The sequence below is a fragment of the Pseudomonas fluorescens group sp. PF-69 genome (assembly GCF_054481235.1).
The window spans coordinates 2,208,185-2,226,789 of sequence record NZ_JBTMNC010000001.1 but is presented as its reverse complement, the minus strand read 5'-3'; the positions used below and the strand labels follow the sequence as shown (position 1 = coordinate 2,226,789).

General features: G+C 59.4%; 21 protein-coding genes. 8 read left to right on the top strand and 13 right to left on the bottom strand.

Going from position 1 to position 18,605, the window contains the following annotated elements:
• Entirely contained in the window at positions 1-1,092 is a 1,092-nt protein-coding gene (locus ACX3YF_RS10195; protein ID WP_458973704.1) for an anhydro-N-acetylmuramic acid kinase, read from the top strand.
• 66 nt (positions 1,093-1,158) lie between these two features.
• Here the strand turns inward: ACX3YF_RS10195 and erpA are convergent, their stop codons facing one another.
• Both erpA and argC read right to left on the bottom strand, forming a co-directional pair.
• Positions 1,159-1,509, bottom strand: a complete 351-nt coding sequence (gene erpA, locus ACX3YF_RS10190) for an iron-sulfur cluster insertion protein ErpA (RefSeq protein ID WP_007906865.1) — start codon at positions 1,507-1,509, stop codon at positions 1,159-1,161.
• Positions 1,510-1,677: 168 nt separating this feature from the next.
• Positions 1,678-2,712, bottom strand: a complete 1,035-nt coding sequence (gene argC, locus ACX3YF_RS10185) for an N-acetyl-gamma-glutamyl-phosphate reductase (protein WP_047534080.1) — start codon at positions 2,710-2,712, stop codon at positions 1,678-1,680.
• Between the two features lie 134 nt (positions 2,713-2,846).
• On the opposite strand from argC, the gene hemJ reads away from it, so the two are divergent.
• The 6 genes from hemJ to coq7 all read left to right on the top strand — a co-directional run bounded on the left by hemJ (position 2,847) and on the right by coq7 (position 7,418).
• Positions 2,847-3,278 (top strand): protoporphyrinogen oxidase HemJ, encoded by a 432-nt coding sequence (gene hemJ, locus ACX3YF_RS10180; protein ID WP_090466794.1) that lies wholly within the window; start codon positions 2,847-2,849, stop codon positions 3,276-3,278.
• Between the two features lie 33 nt (positions 3,279-3,311).
• Positions 3,312-4,280, top strand: coding sequence for an NAD(P)H-dependent flavin oxidoreductase (locus ACX3YF_RS10175; protein ID WP_130209544.1), 969 nt, complete (start codon positions 3,312-3,314; stop codon positions 4,278-4,280).
• A 61-nt stretch (positions 4,281-4,341) separates the two neighbouring features.
• Positions 4,342-5,292, top strand: coding sequence for a DUF805 domain-containing protein (locus tag ACX3YF_RS10170; RefSeq protein WP_458973703.1), 951 nt, complete (start codon positions 4,342-4,344; stop codon positions 5,290-5,292).
• Between the two features lie 61 nt (positions 5,293-5,353).
• A complete protein-coding gene (locus ACX3YF_RS10165; protein WP_130209548.1) occupies positions 5,354-6,142 on the top strand; it encodes an SDR family NAD(P)-dependent oxidoreductase in 789 nt (262 codons plus the stop codon).
• A gap of 81 nt (positions 6,143-6,223) precedes the next feature.
• A complete protein-coding gene (locus tag ACX3YF_RS10160) occupies positions 6,224-6,562 on the top strand; it encodes a histidine triad nucleotide-binding protein (RefSeq protein WP_047534088.1) in 339 nt (112 codons plus the stop codon).
• A 208-nt stretch (positions 6,563-6,770) separates the two neighbouring features.
• Positions 6,771-7,418, top strand: coding sequence for a 2-polyprenyl-3-methyl-6-methoxy-1,4-benzoquinone monooxygenase (coq7, locus tag ACX3YF_RS10155; RefSeq protein ID WP_047534090.1), 648 nt, complete (start codon positions 6,771-6,773; stop codon positions 7,416-7,418).
• Positions 7,419-7,498: 80 nt separating this feature from the next.
• Here coq7 and speD read toward each other — a convergent pair whose 3' ends face one another.
• Positions 7,499-8,293: an adenosylmethionine decarboxylase gene (gene speD, locus ACX3YF_RS10150; RefSeq protein ID WP_047534092.1), complete on the bottom strand. Its 795-nt coding sequence runs from the start codon at positions 8,291-8,293 to the stop codon at positions 7,499-7,501.
• Positions 8,294-8,531: 238 nt separating this feature from the next.
• The gene (locus ACX3YF_RS10145) at positions 8,532-8,954 is read right to left on the bottom strand and encodes an OsmC family protein (protein WP_130209550.1); all 423 of its coding nucleotides are present in this window, start codon (positions 8,952-8,954) and stop codon (positions 8,532-8,534) included.
• 225 nt (positions 8,955-9,179) lie between these two features.
• On the opposite strand from ACX3YF_RS10145, the gene crp reads away from it, so the two are divergent.
• Positions 9,180-9,824: a cAMP-activated global transcriptional regulator CRP gene (gene crp / locus ACX3YF_RS10140; protein ID WP_458944227.1), complete on the top strand. Its 645-nt coding sequence runs from the start codon at positions 9,180-9,182 to the stop codon at positions 9,822-9,824.
• Here the strand turns inward: crp and ACX3YF_RS10135 are convergent.
• The 9 genes from ACX3YF_RS10135 to ACX3YF_RS10095 all read right to left on the bottom strand — a co-directional run bounded on the left by ACX3YF_RS10135 (position 9,821) and on the right by ACX3YF_RS10095 (position 18,598).
• Positions 9,821-10,522, bottom strand: a complete 702-nt coding sequence (locus tag ACX3YF_RS10135; RefSeq protein ID WP_288094819.1) for a lipoate--protein ligase family protein — start codon at positions 10,520-10,522, stop codon at positions 9,821-9,823. The genes crp and ACX3YF_RS10135 overlap by 4 nt on opposite strands.
• Positions 10,523-10,667: 145 nt before the next feature.
• Positions 10,668-11,504 carry an indole-3-glycerol phosphate synthase TrpC gene (gene trpC, locus ACX3YF_RS10130; protein WP_130209554.1) on the bottom strand — a complete coding sequence of 279 codons (837 nt, stop codon included), beginning with the start codon at positions 11,502-11,504 and terminating at the stop codon, positions 10,668-10,670.
• Complete coding sequence (trpD, locus tag ACX3YF_RS10125) at positions 11,501-12,550, bottom strand: anthranilate phosphoribosyltransferase (protein ID WP_130209556.1); 1,050 nt, start codon at positions 12,548-12,550, stop codon at positions 11,501-11,503. Before trpD ends, trpC begins: the two co-directional genes overlap by 4 nt.
• Positions 12,551-12,559: 9 nt before the next feature.
• Entirely contained in the window at positions 12,560-13,153 is a 594-nt protein-coding gene (locus ACX3YF_RS10120) for an aminodeoxychorismate/anthranilate synthase component II (protein WP_130209558.1), read from the bottom strand.
• A 113-nt stretch (positions 13,154-13,266) separates the two neighbouring features.
• Positions 13,267-14,748: an anthranilate synthase component I gene (gene trpE, locus ACX3YF_RS10115; protein ID WP_090466780.1), complete on the bottom strand. Its 1,482-nt coding sequence runs from the start codon at positions 14,746-14,748 to the stop codon at positions 13,267-13,269.
• 70 nt (positions 14,749-14,818) lie between these two features.
• Positions 14,819-15,637, bottom strand: a complete 819-nt coding sequence (locus tag ACX3YF_RS10110; protein ID WP_458973702.1) for a phosphoglycolate phosphatase — start codon at positions 15,635-15,637, stop codon at positions 14,819-14,821.
• The gene (rpe, locus tag ACX3YF_RS10105; protein WP_033044299.1) at positions 15,634-16,308 is read right to left on the bottom strand and encodes a ribulose-phosphate 3-epimerase; all 675 of its coding nucleotides are present in this window, start codon (positions 16,306-16,308) and stop codon (positions 15,634-15,636) included. The genes ACX3YF_RS10110 and rpe overlap by 4 nt, the downstream gene beginning before the upstream one ends.
• Before the next feature lie 91 nt (positions 16,309-16,399).
• A complete protein-coding gene (locus ACX3YF_RS10100; RefSeq protein WP_196585052.1) occupies positions 16,400-17,548 on the bottom strand; it encodes an iron-containing alcohol dehydrogenase in 1,149 nt (382 codons plus the stop codon).
• Between the two features lie 225 nt (positions 17,549-17,773).
• On the bottom strand, positions 17,774-18,598 hold the full coding sequence (locus ACX3YF_RS10095; protein WP_196585053.1) for an ABC transporter permease: 825 nt from the start codon (positions 18,596-18,598) through the stop codon (positions 17,774-17,776).
• Between the last annotated feature and the right edge of the window lie 7 nt (positions 18,599-18,605).

Genomic DNA, 18,605 nt, shown 5'->3' with positions numbered 1-18,605 from the left:
ATGCCGCTCTATATAGGCGTGATGTCCGGGACCAGCCTTGATGGACTGGACATTGCGCTGATCGAGCAAAACCAGGCGATCAGACTGATCGCCACGCGCTACATACCCATGCCCGACACCCTGCGCACCGAGCTACTTGGCCTGTGCGCCAGCGGACCCGATGAGATAGCCCGCTCCGCCATCGCCCAGCAGAACTGGGTGACGCTCGCAGCGCAGGGCATTCACGACCTCCTGGCACAAGAACAACTCAAACCTGAAGACATTCGAGCGATTGGCAGTCACGGCCAGACCATTCGCCACGAGCCGGCGAGAGGCTTTACGGTGCAGATCGGTAATCCGGCCCTGCTGACGGAGCTGACCCACATCACCGTGGTCAGTGATTTCCGCAGCCGCGATGTGGCCGCAGGCGGGCAAGGCGCCCCCCTGGTACCTGCCTTCCACGAAGCCTTGTTTGAAGAGCGGACCGGCAACCGAGCCGTGCTCAACGTCGGCGGCTTCAGCAACCTCAGCCTGATCGAGCCGGGTAAGCCTGTCGCCGGTTTCGACTGCGGCCCGGGGAATGTGCTGCTGGATGCCTGGATTCATCAGCAGCGTGGCGACAACTTTGATCGCAACGGTCAATGGGCTGCCAGCGGAAAAGTCGAGCCAGTGCTGTTAAAAGCGCTGCTTAGCGACCCATTCTTCTTGACCAAGGGACCAAAAAGCACCGGCCGGGAGGTTTTCAACCTGCCATGGCTGATGCATCACCTGGCGCAGTTGCCGACCTTCGCTTCCGAGAACGTGCAGGCAACACTACTTGAGTTGACTGCGCTGACCATCGTCGAATCCCTGCAAAACGCCCAATCAGACACCCAGGAACTGCTGGTCTGTGGGGGTGGCGCGCATAACACCACGCTGATGAGCCGGCTGGCCAGCCTGCTGCCAGGCGCAACCGTTAGCAGCACTGCGGCTTACGGTGTCGACCCTGACTGGGTCGAAGCCATGGCCTTCGCCTGGCTGGCCCACTGCTGTCTCGAAGGCATCGCGGCCAATCGCCCTAGCGTCACCGGTGCGCGCGGCTTGCGTGTATTGGGCGCGATCTACCCCGCATAAACGCCAGACAGCAAAACGCCGCAGAGCCCAGAGGCTATGCGGCGCTTAGTGATGCAGGCGTGCTGATCAGATCGAGAACGAAGAGCCGCAGCCACAGGTTGTGGTTGCATTCGGGTTCTTGATGACGAAGCGCGAACCTTCCAGACCTTCCTGATAATCCACCTCGGCCCCGGCCAGGTACTGGAAGCTCATCGGATCGACCACCAGACTCACACCTTCGCGCTCGACGATGGTGTCGTCATCGGCCACTTCTTCATCGAAGGTGAAGCCGTACTGAAAACCTGAACAACCGCCGCCCGTAACGAATACGCGCAGCTTCAAGCGATCATTCCCCTCTTCATCGACCAGGCTCTTCACCTTGTGCGCGGCACCGTGGGTAAATTGCAAAGCCGTGGGGGTGAAGGATTCGACGCTCATGCTGACTATCTCCCGGCGTTACGCCGCCATAATGCGTGATGACGCGCATTATCCGCTTCTCCTAGAAAAGCGGTCAACTATTGTTAGGGTATATCAACCAATCAAATCGCCGACCCAGAATGAAAAAAGGCCCGCTCAACGGGCCTTTTTACTGGGCGCTACAGAGCCTTACGGCAACATGCCAGCGTGAGACAGACCAAGGCGCTCATCCAGTCCGAACAGGATATTCATGTTCTGCACCGCCTGACCCGACGCACCTTTGACCAGGTTGTCGATCACCGACAGCACAACCACCAGATCACCGTCCTGTGGCCGATGTACCGCAATGCGGCAGACGTTGGCACCACGCACGCTGCGGGTTTCCGGGTGGCTTCCGGCGGGCATGACGTCGACGAACGGTTCGTTGGCATAACGCTTTTCGAACAGCGCCTGCAGATCCACCGAGCGATCCACGACAGTCGCGTACAGCGTGGAATGAATGCCACGGATCATCGGCGTCAGATGCGGAACAAAGGTCAGGCCGACATCCTTGCCTGCGGCACGACGCAGACCCTGGCGGATTTCCGGCAAGTGACGGTGGCCTTTGACGGCATAGGCCTTCATGCTCTCCGATGTCTCGGAGTACAACGAACCGACAGCAGCGCCACGACCGGCACCGCTGACACCGGACTTGCAGTCGGCGATCAGGCGCGATGCATCGGCCAGGCCAGCTTCAAGCAACGGCAGGAAACCCAATTGCGTAGCAGTCGGGTAGCAACCCGGCACTGCGATCAGTCGCGCCTTCTTGATCTGCTCGCGATTAACTTCCGGCAGGCCATACACCGCCTCATCGAGCAACTCTGGTGCGCCGTGCGGCTGGCCGTACCACTTGGCCCATTCATCAGCATCCTGCAGACGGAAGTCAGCCGACAGGTCGATGACCTTGGTCCCCGCCGCCAGCAACTCACCCGCCAGAGCGTGGGCAACGCCGTGTGGCGTGGCGAAGAACACCACGTCGCAGGCGCCCAGGGTCTTGATGTCCGGAACGGTGAACGCCAGGCCGTCGTAATGGCCTCGCAGGTTCGGGTACAGGTCGGCCACGGCCAGGCCGGCCTCGGATCGGGAAGTGATGACTACCACTTCAGCTTGCGGATGCTGTGCCAACAGACGCAGCAGTTCGACACCGGTGTAACCCGTGCCGCCGACGATACCGACCTTGACCATAAACCTGCCCTCAACGAACCCACTGGAAAGCCGTCGATGATAGGGGGCTGGCGCGCCTGCGACAACCGGCAAGGTGACGTATGGAGCCTCAAGCCTCTACTATCCCGACTACCGTGAATCTGGGAATGACCAAAATGCTTTATCTGTGGCTCAAAGCTTTTCACATCATCAGCATCGTATGCTGGTTTGCCGGCCTGTTTTACCTGCCGCGCCTGTTCGTCTATCACGCTCAAAGCGAGGACACCGTCAGCAAGGAACGCTTCAGCCTCATGGAGCGCAAGCTGTACCGCGGCATCATGGGTCCGGCAATGATCGCGACGCTGATTTTCGGCGGCTGGCTGATCAGCCTCAACCCTGGTGCCTACTTCAGCCAGGGCGGCTGGATGCACGCGAAACTGACCCTGGTGGTCCTGCTGATCGGCTACCACCACATGTGCGGCGCCCAAGTGAAGCGATTTGCCCGTGGCGAAAACACCCGTAGCCATGTCTTTTATCGCTGGTTCAATGAAGTGCCGGTCCTGATATTGCTGGCTATCGTCATTCTGGTCGTTGTACGGCCGTTCTAAATCCAACAGGCACATCTCACCGGGGTACTTCCCATGTCGCTGCCCGCTCAGCTCGAACAATGCCTGCGCCTACCCGTGGTGGTGGCGCCGATGTTCCTGATTTCCAATCCGCAACTGGTGCTCGCCTGCTGCCGCAACGGGGTGGTGGGCAGCTTTCCTGCGCTCAATCAGCGCGAGAGCAGCGGCTTCAAGGGCTGGCTGGAAGAGATCGAAGCCGGGCTCGCTGCGCTCGAGAGCCCCGCGCCGTACGCTGTGAACCTTATCGTCCACAACAGCAACCCGCGATTACAGGCGGATCTGGCGATCTGCATCGAACACAAAGTGCCGATCGTGATCACCAGCCTTGGAGCAGTGAAAGAAGTGGTCGACGCCGTGCACAGTTACGGCGGCCTGGTGTTCCATGACGTGACGACCCGCCGCCATGCCGAAAAAGCCGCCGAGGCCGGCGTGGATGGATTGATTGCCGTGGCCGCCGGTGCCGGTGGGCATGCCGGAACCTGGAGCCCGTTCTCGCTGATCGCCGAAATCCGACAATTCTTCGACAAAACGTTGCTGCTGGCCGGGTGCCTGAACCACGGGCACGAAATCCTCGCCGCCCAATTGCTCGGTGCGGACCTGGCCTACTTCGGCACACGCTTTATCGGCACTGCCGAAAGTCATGCGCCTGACGCCTACAAGGAGATGCTGCTGACATCCAGGGCGGCAGACATCATTCATACTCCTGCGGTGTCGGGTGTACCGGCGAGTTTCATGCGCCAGAGCCTGGAAGCCGCCGGGTTTGACATGGCTGCGCTGCAAAACAAGGGCGAAGTCAACTTCGGCGCCAAGCTCAAGCCGATCAGCGATGAAGCCAAAGCCTGGAAAACCGTGTGGTCCGCAGGCCAGGGCGTTGGGGGAATCGATGATTTACCCAGCGTTGACCAGTTGGTGGCGCGGCTCGACGCGGAGTATCGCAAGGCACTGGAACATGCCGCACAACTGCCCAAACGCTGGCCTCGCTGACAGAAAAACCAGGCCATCCGGCATTCCCCAGTAAAACACTCGCGACAAGGATGCCTCGGCAATGAGCGAACACCGTTTCAAAATCGTCTTCGACGGCACGCTACTGCCGGGTGTTGATATCAACACCGCCAAACTCAATCTCGCCGCGCTATACAAAAGCGAGGTCGCTGCCGTCGAACTCTTGTTCAGCGGTCAACCCGTCACACTCAAACGTGACCTGTCACGGATTGACGCACAGACCTACCTGCAAGCCCTCAAGAACACCGGCATAGATGCCCGCCTCGAGCCGGAACCGGCGATCGAGCTGAATCTCTCCGATGTCCGTGATCACGCGCCCGCCGCTACAGAGCCCGACTCCCCCTACGCGCCACCGCAGGCTGACGTCGCTGAGCGCGTGCCTGAGTACGCGCCGCTCAAGCCGTTCGGCGTCGAGGGACGCATCGGACGCCTGCGGTTTCTGGCATGGTCAATGGTGCTGAGCCTGGTGACGATCGCTGTGGTCAGCGTATTTGCCCTGATCGGCCTGGCCCTCGTCAGCACCGACTCGACCGCTGGCCTGATCGTCGGGGGTATTCTGGCGTTCATCCTGTGCGTGGTTTTCCTTATCGCCACCATCCTCATCAGCGTTCAGCGCCTGCATGATGTCGGCTGGTCAGGCTGGCTATGGTTGCTGAACCTTGTACCGTTCGTGGGCAGTTTCTTTCCGCTGCTGTTAGTAGTCTTGCCGGGAGCCGGCGTGGCCAACCGCTATGGCGCACCTCCGCCGCCCAACAGCACGGCGGTCAAGGTGCTTTCTTCGTTATGGCTGGTGTTGATCGCCCTGATGCTCATCGGAGCAATGGCAGGCGGTATCTCAGCCATTCAGGACACATACGAAAACACCCTCGAAAACAGTTACCAAAGCGCCTCGGTCACCACCGACGAGATCGAGGTCGAGGTAGAACCGACACCAAATTCCACCGACGATGCAGCCGAACAAGCCCTGCCCCCTGTAGACTCTGCGCAAGAATGAACAGCGCTCCCCGCCCATGACACCTGCGTCGCGGCGTGGAGCTGTTGCGATGGAGAAATGCATGACCCGTTACGCTCTGATCACTGGCGCTTCCAGCGGCATCGGCCTGGCGATGGCCGAAGCGCTGGCCCGGCGTGGCCGCAGCCTGATTCTGGTGGCCCGCCAGCGTGATCAGCTGGAAAGTATTGCGATTGAACTGACCCAACGTTTTGGTGTGGAAGTGTTGTTCCGTGCCTGTGACCTGGGTGAGCCGCTGCGGCTATCCGGGTTCCTGCTGGAACTGGAGGAAGGCGACCGGCAAATCGATTTGCTGGTCAATTGTGCCGGCATTGGCACTTGCGGCCCATTCCTGGCCCAGGACTGGATGACTGAACAGGACCTGATCGAAGTGAACATCCTGGCCCTGACTCGCCTGTGCCATGCCATCGGCAACAGCATGGCGCTGCAGGGCGGTGGACAAATTCTGAATGTGGCCTCGCTTGCCGCGTTCCAGCCCGGTCCGTGGATGAGTACGTATTACGCCAGCAAGGCTTACGTGCTGCATTTTTCCGAAGGTCTGCGCGTCGAGCTGAAAAAATGCGCCGTCAACGTATCAGTGCTCTGCCCTGGCCCGACGCGCACAGGCTTTTTCCGCACCGCACAACTGAACACCGACAAACTGGCCAACAGCAAACTGCTGATGAGTCCGGAAGAAGTCGCACTCTATACCGTGCGGGCCCTGGAGAAAAATCGCGCAATCATCATTCCGGGACGACGCAACCGCTGGCTCGCTGCCCTGCCCCGCTTCGGCTCGCGGTGGCTGACCCGGACAATCGCTGGCATGGTCATCAAGGCTCACTGCCCGCGCTGATCGACCTGCAAGGTAAAACGCTGGGCTCGGGCAAAACCCATGAGTACACTCAGGCCAGCCCAAACAACGGAGAAAACAGCTGTGGATACTCTGTTCACAAAGATCATCAACCGGGAAATCCCGGCGAAGATCATTTACGAGGACGACCAGGTACTGGCCTTCCACGACATCGCCCCACAGGCGCCCGTGCATTTTCTGGTGATCCCGAAAAAACCGGTGCGCACCCTGAACGACCTGACCGAGGACGACAAGGCATTGGCCGGGCATATCCTGTTCACTGCCCAGCGCCTGGCCAAGGAATTGGGTTGCGAAGACGGCTTCCGCGTCGTCATGAACTGCAATGAACTGGGTGGCCAGACCGTCTACCACATTCACATGCACGTGCTGGGTCAGCGTCAGATGCACTGGCCGCCGGGCTGATTTCGTAAAACCTGCAGGAGCGAGTTTGCTCGCGAAGCCGCCGTGGCAGCCAATACAGGCGTTGGATGTCAGCGCCTCTTCGCGAGCAGGCTCGCTCCCACAAAGGCATCACAGCATTGTCACAACCCCAGCCTCACAATGACCCAGCGCAAACCTTCCACGGCCGATTGAGTTAAACTGGCCGCCGAGATTCCCCCCGGAGGTCAGCATGACTACCCAGCGTCACTACTCGCCAATTGACCGCCTTCTGCTGCAAGCCGATGCCGCAATGCGTACTTTGCTGCCCTTCAGTGGTCAGCCGTACCGTCCGTCGCCTGCCATCGTGCAGCCGGATGCGAAGATGAGCGATGAAGACACTCGGCACGTTGCCGGCCTGATGCGCATCAACCACACCGGTGAAGTTTGCGCCCAGGCGCTGTACCAGGGTCAGGCCCTGACCGCCAAGCTGCCGAAAGTGCGTGCCGCCATGGAGCATGCCGCTGAAGAAGAAATCGACCATCTGGTCTGGTGCGAGCAGCGCATTCATCAGCTGGGTAGCCATACCAGCATTCTTAATCCGCTGTTTTACGGCATGTCGTTCGGGATTGGTGCGGTCGCCGGGTTGATCAGCGACAAAGTCAGCCTGGGGTTCGTTGCAGCGACCGAAGATCAGGTGTGCAAGCATTTGAACGAACACCTTGAGCAACTGCCAGCCGAAGATGAAAAGTCCCGGGCGATCCTTGAGCAGATGCGCCTTGATGAAGAACAACATGCCGAGAGTGCGCGGGAGGCGGGTGGTTTCCGCTTTCCGGCGCCAGTGAAGTTCGGCATGAGCTTGTTGGCCAAGGTCATGACCAAGAGTACTTATCGGATCTGACTCCGTTTTTGACAGGCGCCCGCGCCAGCAATAAAAAAGGCGACTGCCGCAAGGTAGTCGCCTTTTTGTGCTCGGTGGTCTTAGCTCGACATATTGCGCGCGTAGAAAATTTCGAGCATTTCGTGTTTCACACGGTCGGTCACCTGGGCACGCTGCTCAGAGGACAGATTGCTGGTGGCGTCACCGAACAGGTAATTATCCAGTTCGAAGTTCTTCAGCAACATTTTGGTGTGAAACAGGTTTTCCTGATACACGTTCACGTCGGTCATCTGGTACGCGTCGCGGGTATCGTCGGAAAGGTAGTTCTGAATCGAATTGATTTCGTGGTCGATGAAGTGCTTTTTGCCTTCAACGTCGCGGGTGAAACCACGCACACGGTAATCCACTGTCACGATGTCCGAATCGAACTGATGAATCAGGAAGTTGAGCGCTTTAAGCGGTGAAATGACCCCGCATGTCGACACGTCGATATCCACACGGAAGGTTGCAATGCCGTCGACCGGATGGATTTCCGGGTAGGTGTGCACCGTGATGTGGCTCTTGTCGAGGTGGGCCAGGATAATTTCGGGCAACGGCCCCGGAGATTCTTCGATCTGGCTGTCAGTCGGGGTCACCGGTTCTTCAGAGATCAGAATCGTGACGCTGGCGCCCTGCGGCTCATAGTCCTGACTGGCGATGTTCAGGATGTTGGCACCAATGATATCGACAACCTCTGTGAGGATCTGCGTCAGGCGCTTGGCGTTGTACTCTTTATTGATGTACTCAACGTAAGCCTGTTGGTCTTGCGGGGTTTCCGCGTAGCAGATGTCATAGATGTTGAAGCTCAAGGTCTTTGTCAGGTTATTGAACCCGTGGAGCTTGAGTTTGCTTTTCACCGTTAAAAACTCTCTATGTATTGCGGCCCGGCCGCGTGATCAAGCATGCCCGTCAGATGCGAAGGACGCACCTGCGTAGGACGGTTAACACCTCTTCGCGATGGCGATTTTGGTTGTCTGTTCGGGTGCGCGGCCTGTCGGAGGACTGGCCACTACCCTGAAAAAAGTGGCGCATTATGCAGACGTCGGCTTGGGATCGCCAGAGTCTGCACTGCTTTTATGATAGTTGAATGTCGATTCAACCGAGTTCGATGATTTCGTAGTCGTGGGTAATCTCGACACCGGCCGAACCGAGCATGATCGAGGCCGAGCAATACTTCTCGGCAGACAGCTCGATGGCACGCTTGACCTGGGCTTCTTTCAGGCCGCGGCCCTTGACCACAAAGTGCATGTGGATCTTGGTGAAAACCTTTGGATCTTCGGTCGCACGCTCAGCCTCGAGGAAGGCTTCGCAACTCTCGACGGCCTGACGGGACTTCTTGAGGATACTGACCACGTCGAAATTGCTGCAACCGCCAACGCCCAGCAGGAGCATCTCCATCGGCCGAACACCCAGGTTACGACCGCCAGCATCGGGCGGGCCGTCCATGACCACGACATGACCACTACCGGATTCGCCGAGGAACATGGCTTCGCCAGCCCATTGGATGCGTGCCTTCATCGCCAAGACTCCACTGTATAAAAAGGGTAGCCAGCTTAGCACAGGCCCCGTGATTGACAGCGCTCGCCTTCCTAGGACATAACCTCCTGAGCTGTAGGTAAATTCTCGAATATTGCAGGAAGCGTCTGTTAAGCTGGCGCCAATTCGCTGGCGCAAGCCAGGTTGCCGCGGCTTCGCGATGCATAAAAAACCAAATACACCGTGCAGTTTTTTCGGGATACAACCATGGTTGCGATTGCCCCACCCCCCAAGATCAAAAACCTCGACAAATTGTTGATGCATTGCCAGCGTCGTCGCTACCAGGCCAAGAGCAATATCATTTGTGCCGGTGACCGCTCGGAAACCCTGTTTTTCATTATTAAAGGCTCGGTCACCATCCTGATCGAGGATGACGATGGCCGGGAAATGATCATCGCCTACCTGAACGGCGGGGACTTTTTCGGTGAGCTGGGTCTGTTTGAACAAGCAGGCCTGGAACAGCAGCGCAGCGCCTGGGTACGCGCCAAGGTCGAATGCGAAGTCGCGGAAATCAGCTACGCGAAATTCCGCGAATTGTCCCAGCAAGATCCAGACATTCTTTACGTGCTAAGCGGACAAATCGCACAACGTTTGCGTAACACGACTCGCAAGGTCGGCGACCTGGCGTTCTTCGACGTCACCGGGCGTGTCGCCCGCTGCCTGTTGGAGTTGTGCAAACAGCCCGATGCGATGACCCACCCGGACGGTATGCAGATCAAAGTGACCCGTCAGGAAATCGGAAGGATTGTCGGGTGTTCCCGTGAGATGGTCGGCCGCGTGCTCAAGGACCTGGAAGAACGCAATCTCGTGGACGTCAAAGGCAAGACCATGGTGGTCTTCGGTACACGCTAAGCGCTGAACATCTGCGTCAGCATTTGTCGATAGAGTTCATCGAGACGCTCCAGCGCGTCTGGTGCCGTAAACTTTTCATGCAAAGCGATATGGCTTTCGGCGCGTACTCGCTGCTCCAGACTGCAGGCCTCGTTGAAGCAGTTGACTGCGGCAACCATCGATTCACGCTCGTTCTCCAGCAGCATAGCTCCGTGCACCAGCCCCACCGGGCGCTGGCCACCCTGGCTCTGGCGCCACCGCTGGGCCGTGCCGACCATCTTGCGGCCGTCGAGGTTGACGTTGAAACGACCGTCGCAGAATGCGCCTTCGATTTCCCCAAGCGACGACGTACCGCCCAGTTCATCCAGCAACTGACAGATCGGGTCGCACAGCCGACGGTAACCGGATTCGATGCGGTTCAGATCCCCCTCACTGCGTGGTGGTGCGTAGACCAGTGCGATGTTGATCGTCGATGCCGATTGCGGCACAGGTTCACCGCCGGTTTCGCGCAACAGCACTGGCCAGCCGGCGGCGGCAGAAACTTCGCAGGCGTGCTGGAAACCGGGCAGACGATTCAAGCGGCGCGGCATGACCAATGCGCGATCACTCGGTTGCCAGAACAGCAGGCCGAACTCCGAGGCGCCGGCGCAGACCGACGCCAACAAATCCTGTTCGGCTTGCAGGCCGGCTTCGATGGTCAAGGAAACAAGTGAGGTCATAAGGTATTCCGTAGGACATCAAGTCTGTGGTGTTTCTTATGCCACTATCGCGAGCAGGCTCGCTCCCACAAAAATTCTGCCAACACCAGACATTCAATGTGGGAGCGAGCCTGCTCGCGATAGGGTCGACTCGATCTGCGGGTGATCAGTCGAGAGTAGAACCGCTGACAGGAATGCCACGCTCCGGAAAGAACAGGCGCTGCAGTTCGGTACCCGGGCTTTCGGCACGCATGAATGCTTCGCCGACCAGGAACGCGTAAACGTCGCTGATTTCCATCAGTTCGACGTCGGCACGGTTGAGGATGCCGCTCTCGGTGATCACCAGACGATCGCGCGGGATCCGCGGCAACAGGTCGAGGGTGGTTTCCAGGCTGACATCAAAAGTGTGCAGGTTGCGGTTGTTCACGCCAACCAGCGGCGTGTCGAGGGTTTTCAAGGCCCGCTCCAGCTCGTCGCCATCGTGAACTTCCACCAGAACATCAAGGCCGACGCTTTTCGCCACCGACGCCAGCTCGGCCATTTTCACATCGTCCAAAGCGGAGACAATCAACAGCACGCAGTCCGCGCCCAGCGCACGAGCCTCGACGATCTGGTATGGATCGATCATGAAATCCTTGCGAATCACCGGCAGTTTGCACGCGGCACGTGCCTGCTGCAGGTACTCATCAGCGCCCTGGAAATAGTCGATATCGGTGAGCACTGACAGGCAGGTGGCGCCGCCTTTCTCGTAGCTCCTGGCGATAGCGGCGGGAACGAAGTTCTCCCGAATCACGCCTTTGCTCGGCGAGGCTTTTTTGATTTCAGCGATGACCGCCGGCTGTTTCAGCTTGGCCTGAGCCAGCAAAGCCTTGGCAAAACCACGGGGTGCATCGGCCGCCTTGGCCAGGTTTTCCAGCTCGGCGAGGCTCACGCGAGCACTGCGCTCGGCAACTTCCTCGACCTTGCGCGCCAGAATGTTTTCCAGAACCGTCGGTACACTCATCCCTCATTCTCCACTTTGAATACCGCGGTAAATGCACCCAGCTCCTCGAGTTTTTCCCGAGCGAGACCGGTGTGCAGCGCATCGTGCGCCAGGGCAACCCCCTCTTTCAAACTGCTGGCATGGTCGGCGGCGTACAACGCGGCACCTGCATTGAGCATGATCATCTCAGCCGCTTTCTGACCGTTTTCGGTCTTGCGCTTGCCCAGCGCATCGCGGATCAGCTCAAGGGACGCCGCCGGGCTATCCACCGCCAGGCCATGCAGGCTCTGGCTCTTCATGCCCAGATCTTCCGGTTCGACCCAATACTCGGTGATCTGGTCATTCTTGAGCTCCGCCACATAGGTCGGCGCGGCCAGACTGAACTCGTCCAGGCCATCCTTCGAATGCACCACCAGCACATGCTTGCTGCCCAGACGCTGCAACACTTCAGCCAAAGGCCGGCATAGCGCCTGAGTGAATACGCCGACCACTTGATGCTTCACACCGGCCGGATTCGTAAGCGGGCCGAGCATATTGAACAGCGTACGCAGGCCCAGGTCACGACGCGGACTCGCGGCGTATTTCATCGCAGAGTGATGAGTCTGGGCAAACATGAAACCAATACCAACGTTGTCGATACAACGCGCCACCTGGACCGGCGTCAGGTTCAGGTAGATACCGGCGGCTTCCAGCAAATCGGCACTGCCGCTCTTGCCCGAAACCGCACGGTTACCGTGCTTGGCCACGGTGCAACCGGCCGCCGAAACCACGAAGGCGGCGGCGGTCGACACGTTGAAGATGTTGGCGCCGTCGCCGCCGGTACCGACCACATCGACTACACCGTCGAGTGTCTTGAGCTCGACCTTGTCAGCCAGCTCACGCATGACTGACACGGCACCAACGATTTCATCGATGCTTTCACTCTTCATGCGCATGGCCATCATGAACGCGCCGATCTGCGCGTCCGTGCATTGTCCGGTCATGATTTCGCGCATCACATCGCGCATCTCATCGGTGCTGAGGTCGAGTTGCTCGACGATACGGCTCAGGGCAGTCTTGATATTCATGAAAAGTCCTTAGCGCGTGCCGCCGGTTTGTTTGAGGAAATTCGCGAACAGTTCGTGACCCTGTTCGGTGAGGATAGACTCCGGGTGAAACTGCACACCCTCAATATTCAGGGTCTTGTGGCGCAGCCCCATGATCTCGTCCACCGAACCGTCTTCGAGCTGAGTCCAGGCGGTCAGTTCCAGGCAATCGGGCAGCGTTTCACGCTTAACGATCAAGGAATGATAGCGGGTGACCGTCAGCGGATGATTCAGCCCCTCGAACACGCCTTTGTCTTCGTGGAAAACCGGGCTGGTCTTGCCGTGCATGACCTGGCGGGCACGGACCACATCGCCGCCAAAGGCCTGGCCGATGGACTGATGGCCCAGGCACACGCCGAGGATCGGCAGTTTGCCGGCGAAGTGCTTGATCGCTTCAATCGAAATGCCGGCTTCGGTCGGGGTGCATGGACCGGGAGACACCACGATGCGCTCAGGGTTGAGGGCTTCGATTTCAGCAATGGTGAGTTCATCGTTGCGCACGACTTTGACCTCGGCGCCCAGCTCACCCAGGTATTGCACAACGTTGTAGGTAAAAGAGTCGTAGTTATCGATCATCAGCAACATGGCGTTAAGAACCTCTTGAATTCACTGACTTCTAATGCAGCCTTCGGATAAACCACCCGCTGCGGCCTGCGCTCGATCGGTCGAGGCGGCCGGCATACGGGTCAGTCCATGGGTCAGCTTTCTGGAGTTTGTTCAGCCAGGGCAACGGCGCGGAACATCGCGCGGCGCTTGTTCAGGGTTTCTTCCCATTCCAGCGCCGGCACCGAGTCGGCGACGATGCCGCCACCGGCCTGCACATGCAGCTCGCCGTTCTTGATCACCGCCGTGCGGATTGCAATGGCGGTGTCCATGTTGCCGTTCCAGGCGAAGTAGCCGACGGCACCGCCGTAGACACCACGCTTGACCGGTTCCAGCTCGTCGATGATTTCCATCGCGCGAATCTTCGGTGCGCCCGACAAAGTGCCCGCCGGCAGGATTGCCCGCAAGGCGTCCATCGCCGTCAGCCCGGCCTTCAATTGCCCGGTGACGTTGGACACGATGTGCATCACGTTGGAATAACGCTCGATGACCATCTTCTCGGTGAGTTTCACCGAACCGATTTCCGAGACCCGACCGGTGTCGTTACGACCCAGGTCGATCAGCATCAAGTGCTCGGCGATCTCCTTGTCGTCGGACAGCAGGTCTTTTTCCAGCGCCAGATCGGCTTCTTCGGTGGCCCCGCGCGGGCGGGTGCCGGCAATCGGGCGCACCGTGATCAGATTGTCTTCGACCCGCACCAGCACTTCCGGCGAACTGCCGACGACGTGGAAGTCGCCGAAATTGAAGAAGTACATGTAAGGCGTCGGGTTGAAGCAGCGCAGCGCGCGGTACAGGTCGATGGGTGCAGCCTTGAAGTCAATCGACATGCGCTGGGACGGTACAACCTGCATGCAGTCGCCAGCCAGGATGTATTCCTTGATGGTGTCGACGGCTTTTTCGTAATCATCCTGGGTAAAACTGGAGCGGAACACCGGATCGGCCGATTGCTGCTTGCTGAAGTCCAGGCCACGGCGCGGGGTGATTGGCTGCCGCAGTTTTTCCAGCAGTTCTTCCAGGCGTGCACGCCCCTGTTCAAAGGCGTCTTCCTGTGCCGGGTCGGCCAGGACGATGGCGTGCATCTTGCCGGCGAGGTTGTCGAACACCACCACCGCGTCGGAGACCATCAGCAGGATGTCCGGGACACCCAGCGGATCCGGGTTCGGGCATTTGCCCAGACGCTTCTCCACATAACGCACGCAGTCGTAGCCGAAGTAACCCACCAGGCCGCCGTTGAAACGCGGCAGACCGGCGATGGTCGGTACGTTATAGCGGGCCTTGAAGGTTTCGACGAAGGCCAGCGGGTCTTCCACGTCGTGACTTTCAGTCTCGACGCCATCGACGGTCACACTGACGTGATGGTCGTGAACCCGCAGTACGGTGCGGCATGGCAGGCCGATGATCGAGTAACGGCCCCACTTCTCCCCGCCCTGTACCGACTCCAGCAGGTAGGAATTGGGTTCATCGGCCAGTTTCAGGTAGATCGACAGCGGCGTGTCGAAGTCGGCCAGGGTTTCGCAGGCAAGCGGGATGCGGTTGTAGCCGGCAGCGGCCAAACGCAGGAATTCTTCGCGGATCATGAGGTGCCTCGTGGCTTGAGGGTCTAACAGTCAGGTATGCAAACGCGCCGGGTAACCGGCCAGGGAAAAGTCAGGCGCGCCAACGCCAGCGGGCCAGGGCCTTGATGACTTTCATCCAGAGTTTGCGAGTGACCACCACGATGGAGTTTCCAGGAGGGGATTGAACAGCGTCGGGCAACGTTATCTCAGCCGCCGGATCCAGGCAACCGGGAATTAGCTTGCGCAGATCGTCAATCACCAGTGTCGGCGATTCTTCGGCGATCGGACGACCATGGTTATAGCCGTAGCTCAGGGCCACGCACTTGACCCCCGCCGCTTTCGCCGCCAGCACATCACTGCGCGAATCGCCGACGAACAAGGACTGCGAAGCCGGGACATTGGTCATTTTCATCACGAAAAACAGTGCGGCCGGGTCCGGTTTTTTCTGCGGCAGGGTGTCGCCGCCGATGATCAGGCGGAAATACCGACCGATCTTCATCTGATCAAGCAGCGGCGCGACGAAGCGTTCCGGCTTGTTAGTGATCAGCGCCATCTCGACACCCTGTTTGTGCAGCCACTTCAGGGTATCGCGTACACCGGGGTAAACCATGGTCAATTTGTGACCATCTTCATAGAAGCCGTTGAACAGCTCAAGGGCATGTTCGGCTTCGGCCTCATCGATACCTTCGGCGTCGATGTTGTTGGCCAGGGCCCGGCGCACCAGCATCTGGACACCGTTACCCACCCACTCCCGCACCGATTCGATACCCGCGGGTTGACGGCCGAGTTTGAGCAGCATGTTATCCACAGCCGCTGCGAGGTCAGGGACCGAATCGATCAGCGTGCCGTCCAGATCGAACATCACCAACCTTGGCAGGCTTCCCGGGAACAGCTGCTCAAAACCGCTCATGGACGAGCCAGCGCCAGTTCGGAACGCATCTTCTCGATCACTTCCTGATAGTTCGGCGCGTTGAAAATGGCCGAACCGGCGACGAAAGTGTCGGCGCCGGCCGCAGCGATTTCACGGATGTTGTTCACGTTCACACCACCGTCGATCTCCAGGCGGATGTCGCGACCGGAAGCATCGATCAGCGCCCGCGCTTCGCGCAGCTTGTCGAGGGTGCCGGGGATGAACTTCTGCCCGCCGAAGCCCGGGTTGACGCTCATCAGCAGGATCATGTCGACCTTGTCCATCACGTACTTGAGCACGTCCAGCGGGGTCGCGGGGTTGAACACCAGGCCCGATTTGCAGCCGCCTTCACGGATCAGTTGCAAGGAACGGTCGATGTGCTGCGTGGCTTCCGGGTGGAAGGTGATGTAGGTCGCGCCCGCTTCGATGAAGTCACCGACGATGCGGTCCACCGGACTGACCATCAGATGCGCGTCGATCGGCGCGGTCACGCCGTACTTGCGCAGTGCCGAGCACACCATCGGGCCGATGGTCAGGTTTGGCACGTAATGGTTGTCCATGACATCGAAGTGCACGAAGTCGGCGCCAGCGGCCAGGACATTGTCTACTTCTTCACCCAGGCGGGCGAAGTCGGCGGAGAGAATCGACGGAGCAATTACGAAGGGCTGCATGACGCACCTTTTCTGAGCAGAATCACGATGGCGCGCATTGTATACCTCATGCTTTGACGCGCGCACCGTGACCGCGATGATTGGGTTATGCCTAGTAAGCCGCGCGGTAGATCTTCTCGATATCGGCCGCACTCAGTTTGCGCGGATTATTGCGCATCAGGCGCTCGATCCCCGCCGCTTCCACGGCCATGGTCGCAATGGCCTCCTCGGGAACCCCGAAGCTGCGCAGGTCTGAGGGGATTTCCACCGCCGCGCACAGCTCGGTCATGGCTTCCACCGCTTTATCGGCCGCCTGCGTGACGCTCAGATGAGCGGTCTTCACCCCCATGGCCTCGGCAATGTCCTGCATGCGCTCGAAGCAGGCCATCTTGTTCCAGTGCATGACATGGGGCAGCAGCAAGGCGTTGCTGACGCCGTGGGCAATGTTGTAACGCGCGCCCAGCGGATACGCCAGCGCATGGACCGCACCGACACCGGCATTACCAAAGGCCATGCCGGCCATCAGGCTGGCGGTAGCCATGTCTTCGCGGGCCTGCAGGTTGGACGGATTGGCATAGGCCTTGGGCAGCGCCCGGACAATCAGTTTGATGGCGCCGATGGCCAGGGAATCGGTTATCGCTGACGCATTCAGTGACAGATAGGACTCGATGGCATGCACCAGCGCATCGACACCACTGGCCGCTGTGACACTGCGGGGACACGTCAGGGTCATCTGCGGGCTGACCAGCGCAACGTCTGGCAACAGGTAGTCACTGATGATGCCTTTCTTCAACTGCGCGACCTTGTCGGAGAGGATCGCTACATTGGTGACTTCCGAGCCGGTACCGGCCGTGGTCGGGATGGCGATCAGCGGCGGCCCTTTACGCGGCACCAGGTCGATGCCGAACAGATCCTCCAGCGCGCCGTGATAACCGGCATACGCCGCTACGCTCTTGGCGATGTCGATGGCGCTGCCGCCGCCCAGACCGATCAAGCCGTCATGCCCGCCATCGCGGTAGACCCGCATGCAGTCTTCGACGATGGCGATTTCCGGGTCCGGCAGAACCCGGTCGAAGATTTCGTACGTACGCTCCCCCAACTGCGCCAGCGCCAGTTCCACCGTGCCGGATTTGACCAGGGCGGCGTCGGTGACGATCAGCGGGTTGTCGATGTCCAGACGCGTCAACTCAGCCGCCAGTTGCTCGATGGCTCCGGCACCGGTGATCAGTTTGTGAGCAATTTTGAAAGAGGAAAGACTCATGTGCGCAGCCTCTTATAGGTAGGGGAGCTGGGCACAAGCGTAGCTGGGGATTTGGGGTTGTCTGGTATTCAGGTCGTGAATGACCGACGAGCCCGAGAACCACTGAAAACACCTGTAGGAGCGAGCCTGCTCGCGATGAACCTGAGAACGTCGCGGGATGTCAGGTTTCCCGCGTTATCGTTGACGTTCATCGCGAGCAGGCTCGCTCCTACAGTTAGTCGAGCGTCAGGCCTGCGCAGTACGCAGTTTCTCGCTACGCCCACGCAACCATTCCAGGGTCAGCAACAGGATCACCGAGAAAGCGACCAGCAAAGTCGCCGCAGCGGCAATCGTCGGGCTGAGGTTTTCGCGGATCCCGCTGAACATCTGCCGTGGCAAGGTCGCTTGCTCTGGGCCGGCGAGGAACAGCGTCACCACGACTTCGTCGAACGAGGTGGCGAAGGCGAACAATGCACCGGAAATCACACCCGGAGCGATCAGCGGCAAGGTTACCCGCCGGAACGCCGTCAGCGGCGAAGCACCGAGGCTGGCAGCGGCGCGCACCAGGTTTTGGTTAAACCCCTGCAACGTCGCCGACACGGTGATGATCACGAACGGCACGCCCAGTACCGCGTGCACCACGATCAACGAGAAGAAGCTGTTACCCAGGCCCAGCGGCGCAAAGAACAGGTAGCTGGCCACACCGATGATCACCACCGGCACCACCATCGGCGAAATCACCAGCGCCATGACCAGCGCCTTGCCGGGGAAGTCGCCACGGGTCAGGCCAATGGCCGCCAGCGTACCGAAGACCATCGCCAGCACCGTGGCCGCCGGGGCGACGATGATGCTGTTCTTCAGCGCGCGCATCCACTCCGCCGAAGCGAAGAAATCGTGGTACCACTGCAGCGAGAAGCCCTGCAGCGGGTAGACCAGGAAACTGCCGGAGTTGAACGACAGCGGAATGATCACCAGTACCGGCAAGATCAGGAACAACAGAATCAGGCCGCAGAGAATCCGCAAACTGTAGAACCACACCCGCTCAATGGGCGACATATAAGGACTCAGCATTTCGTTC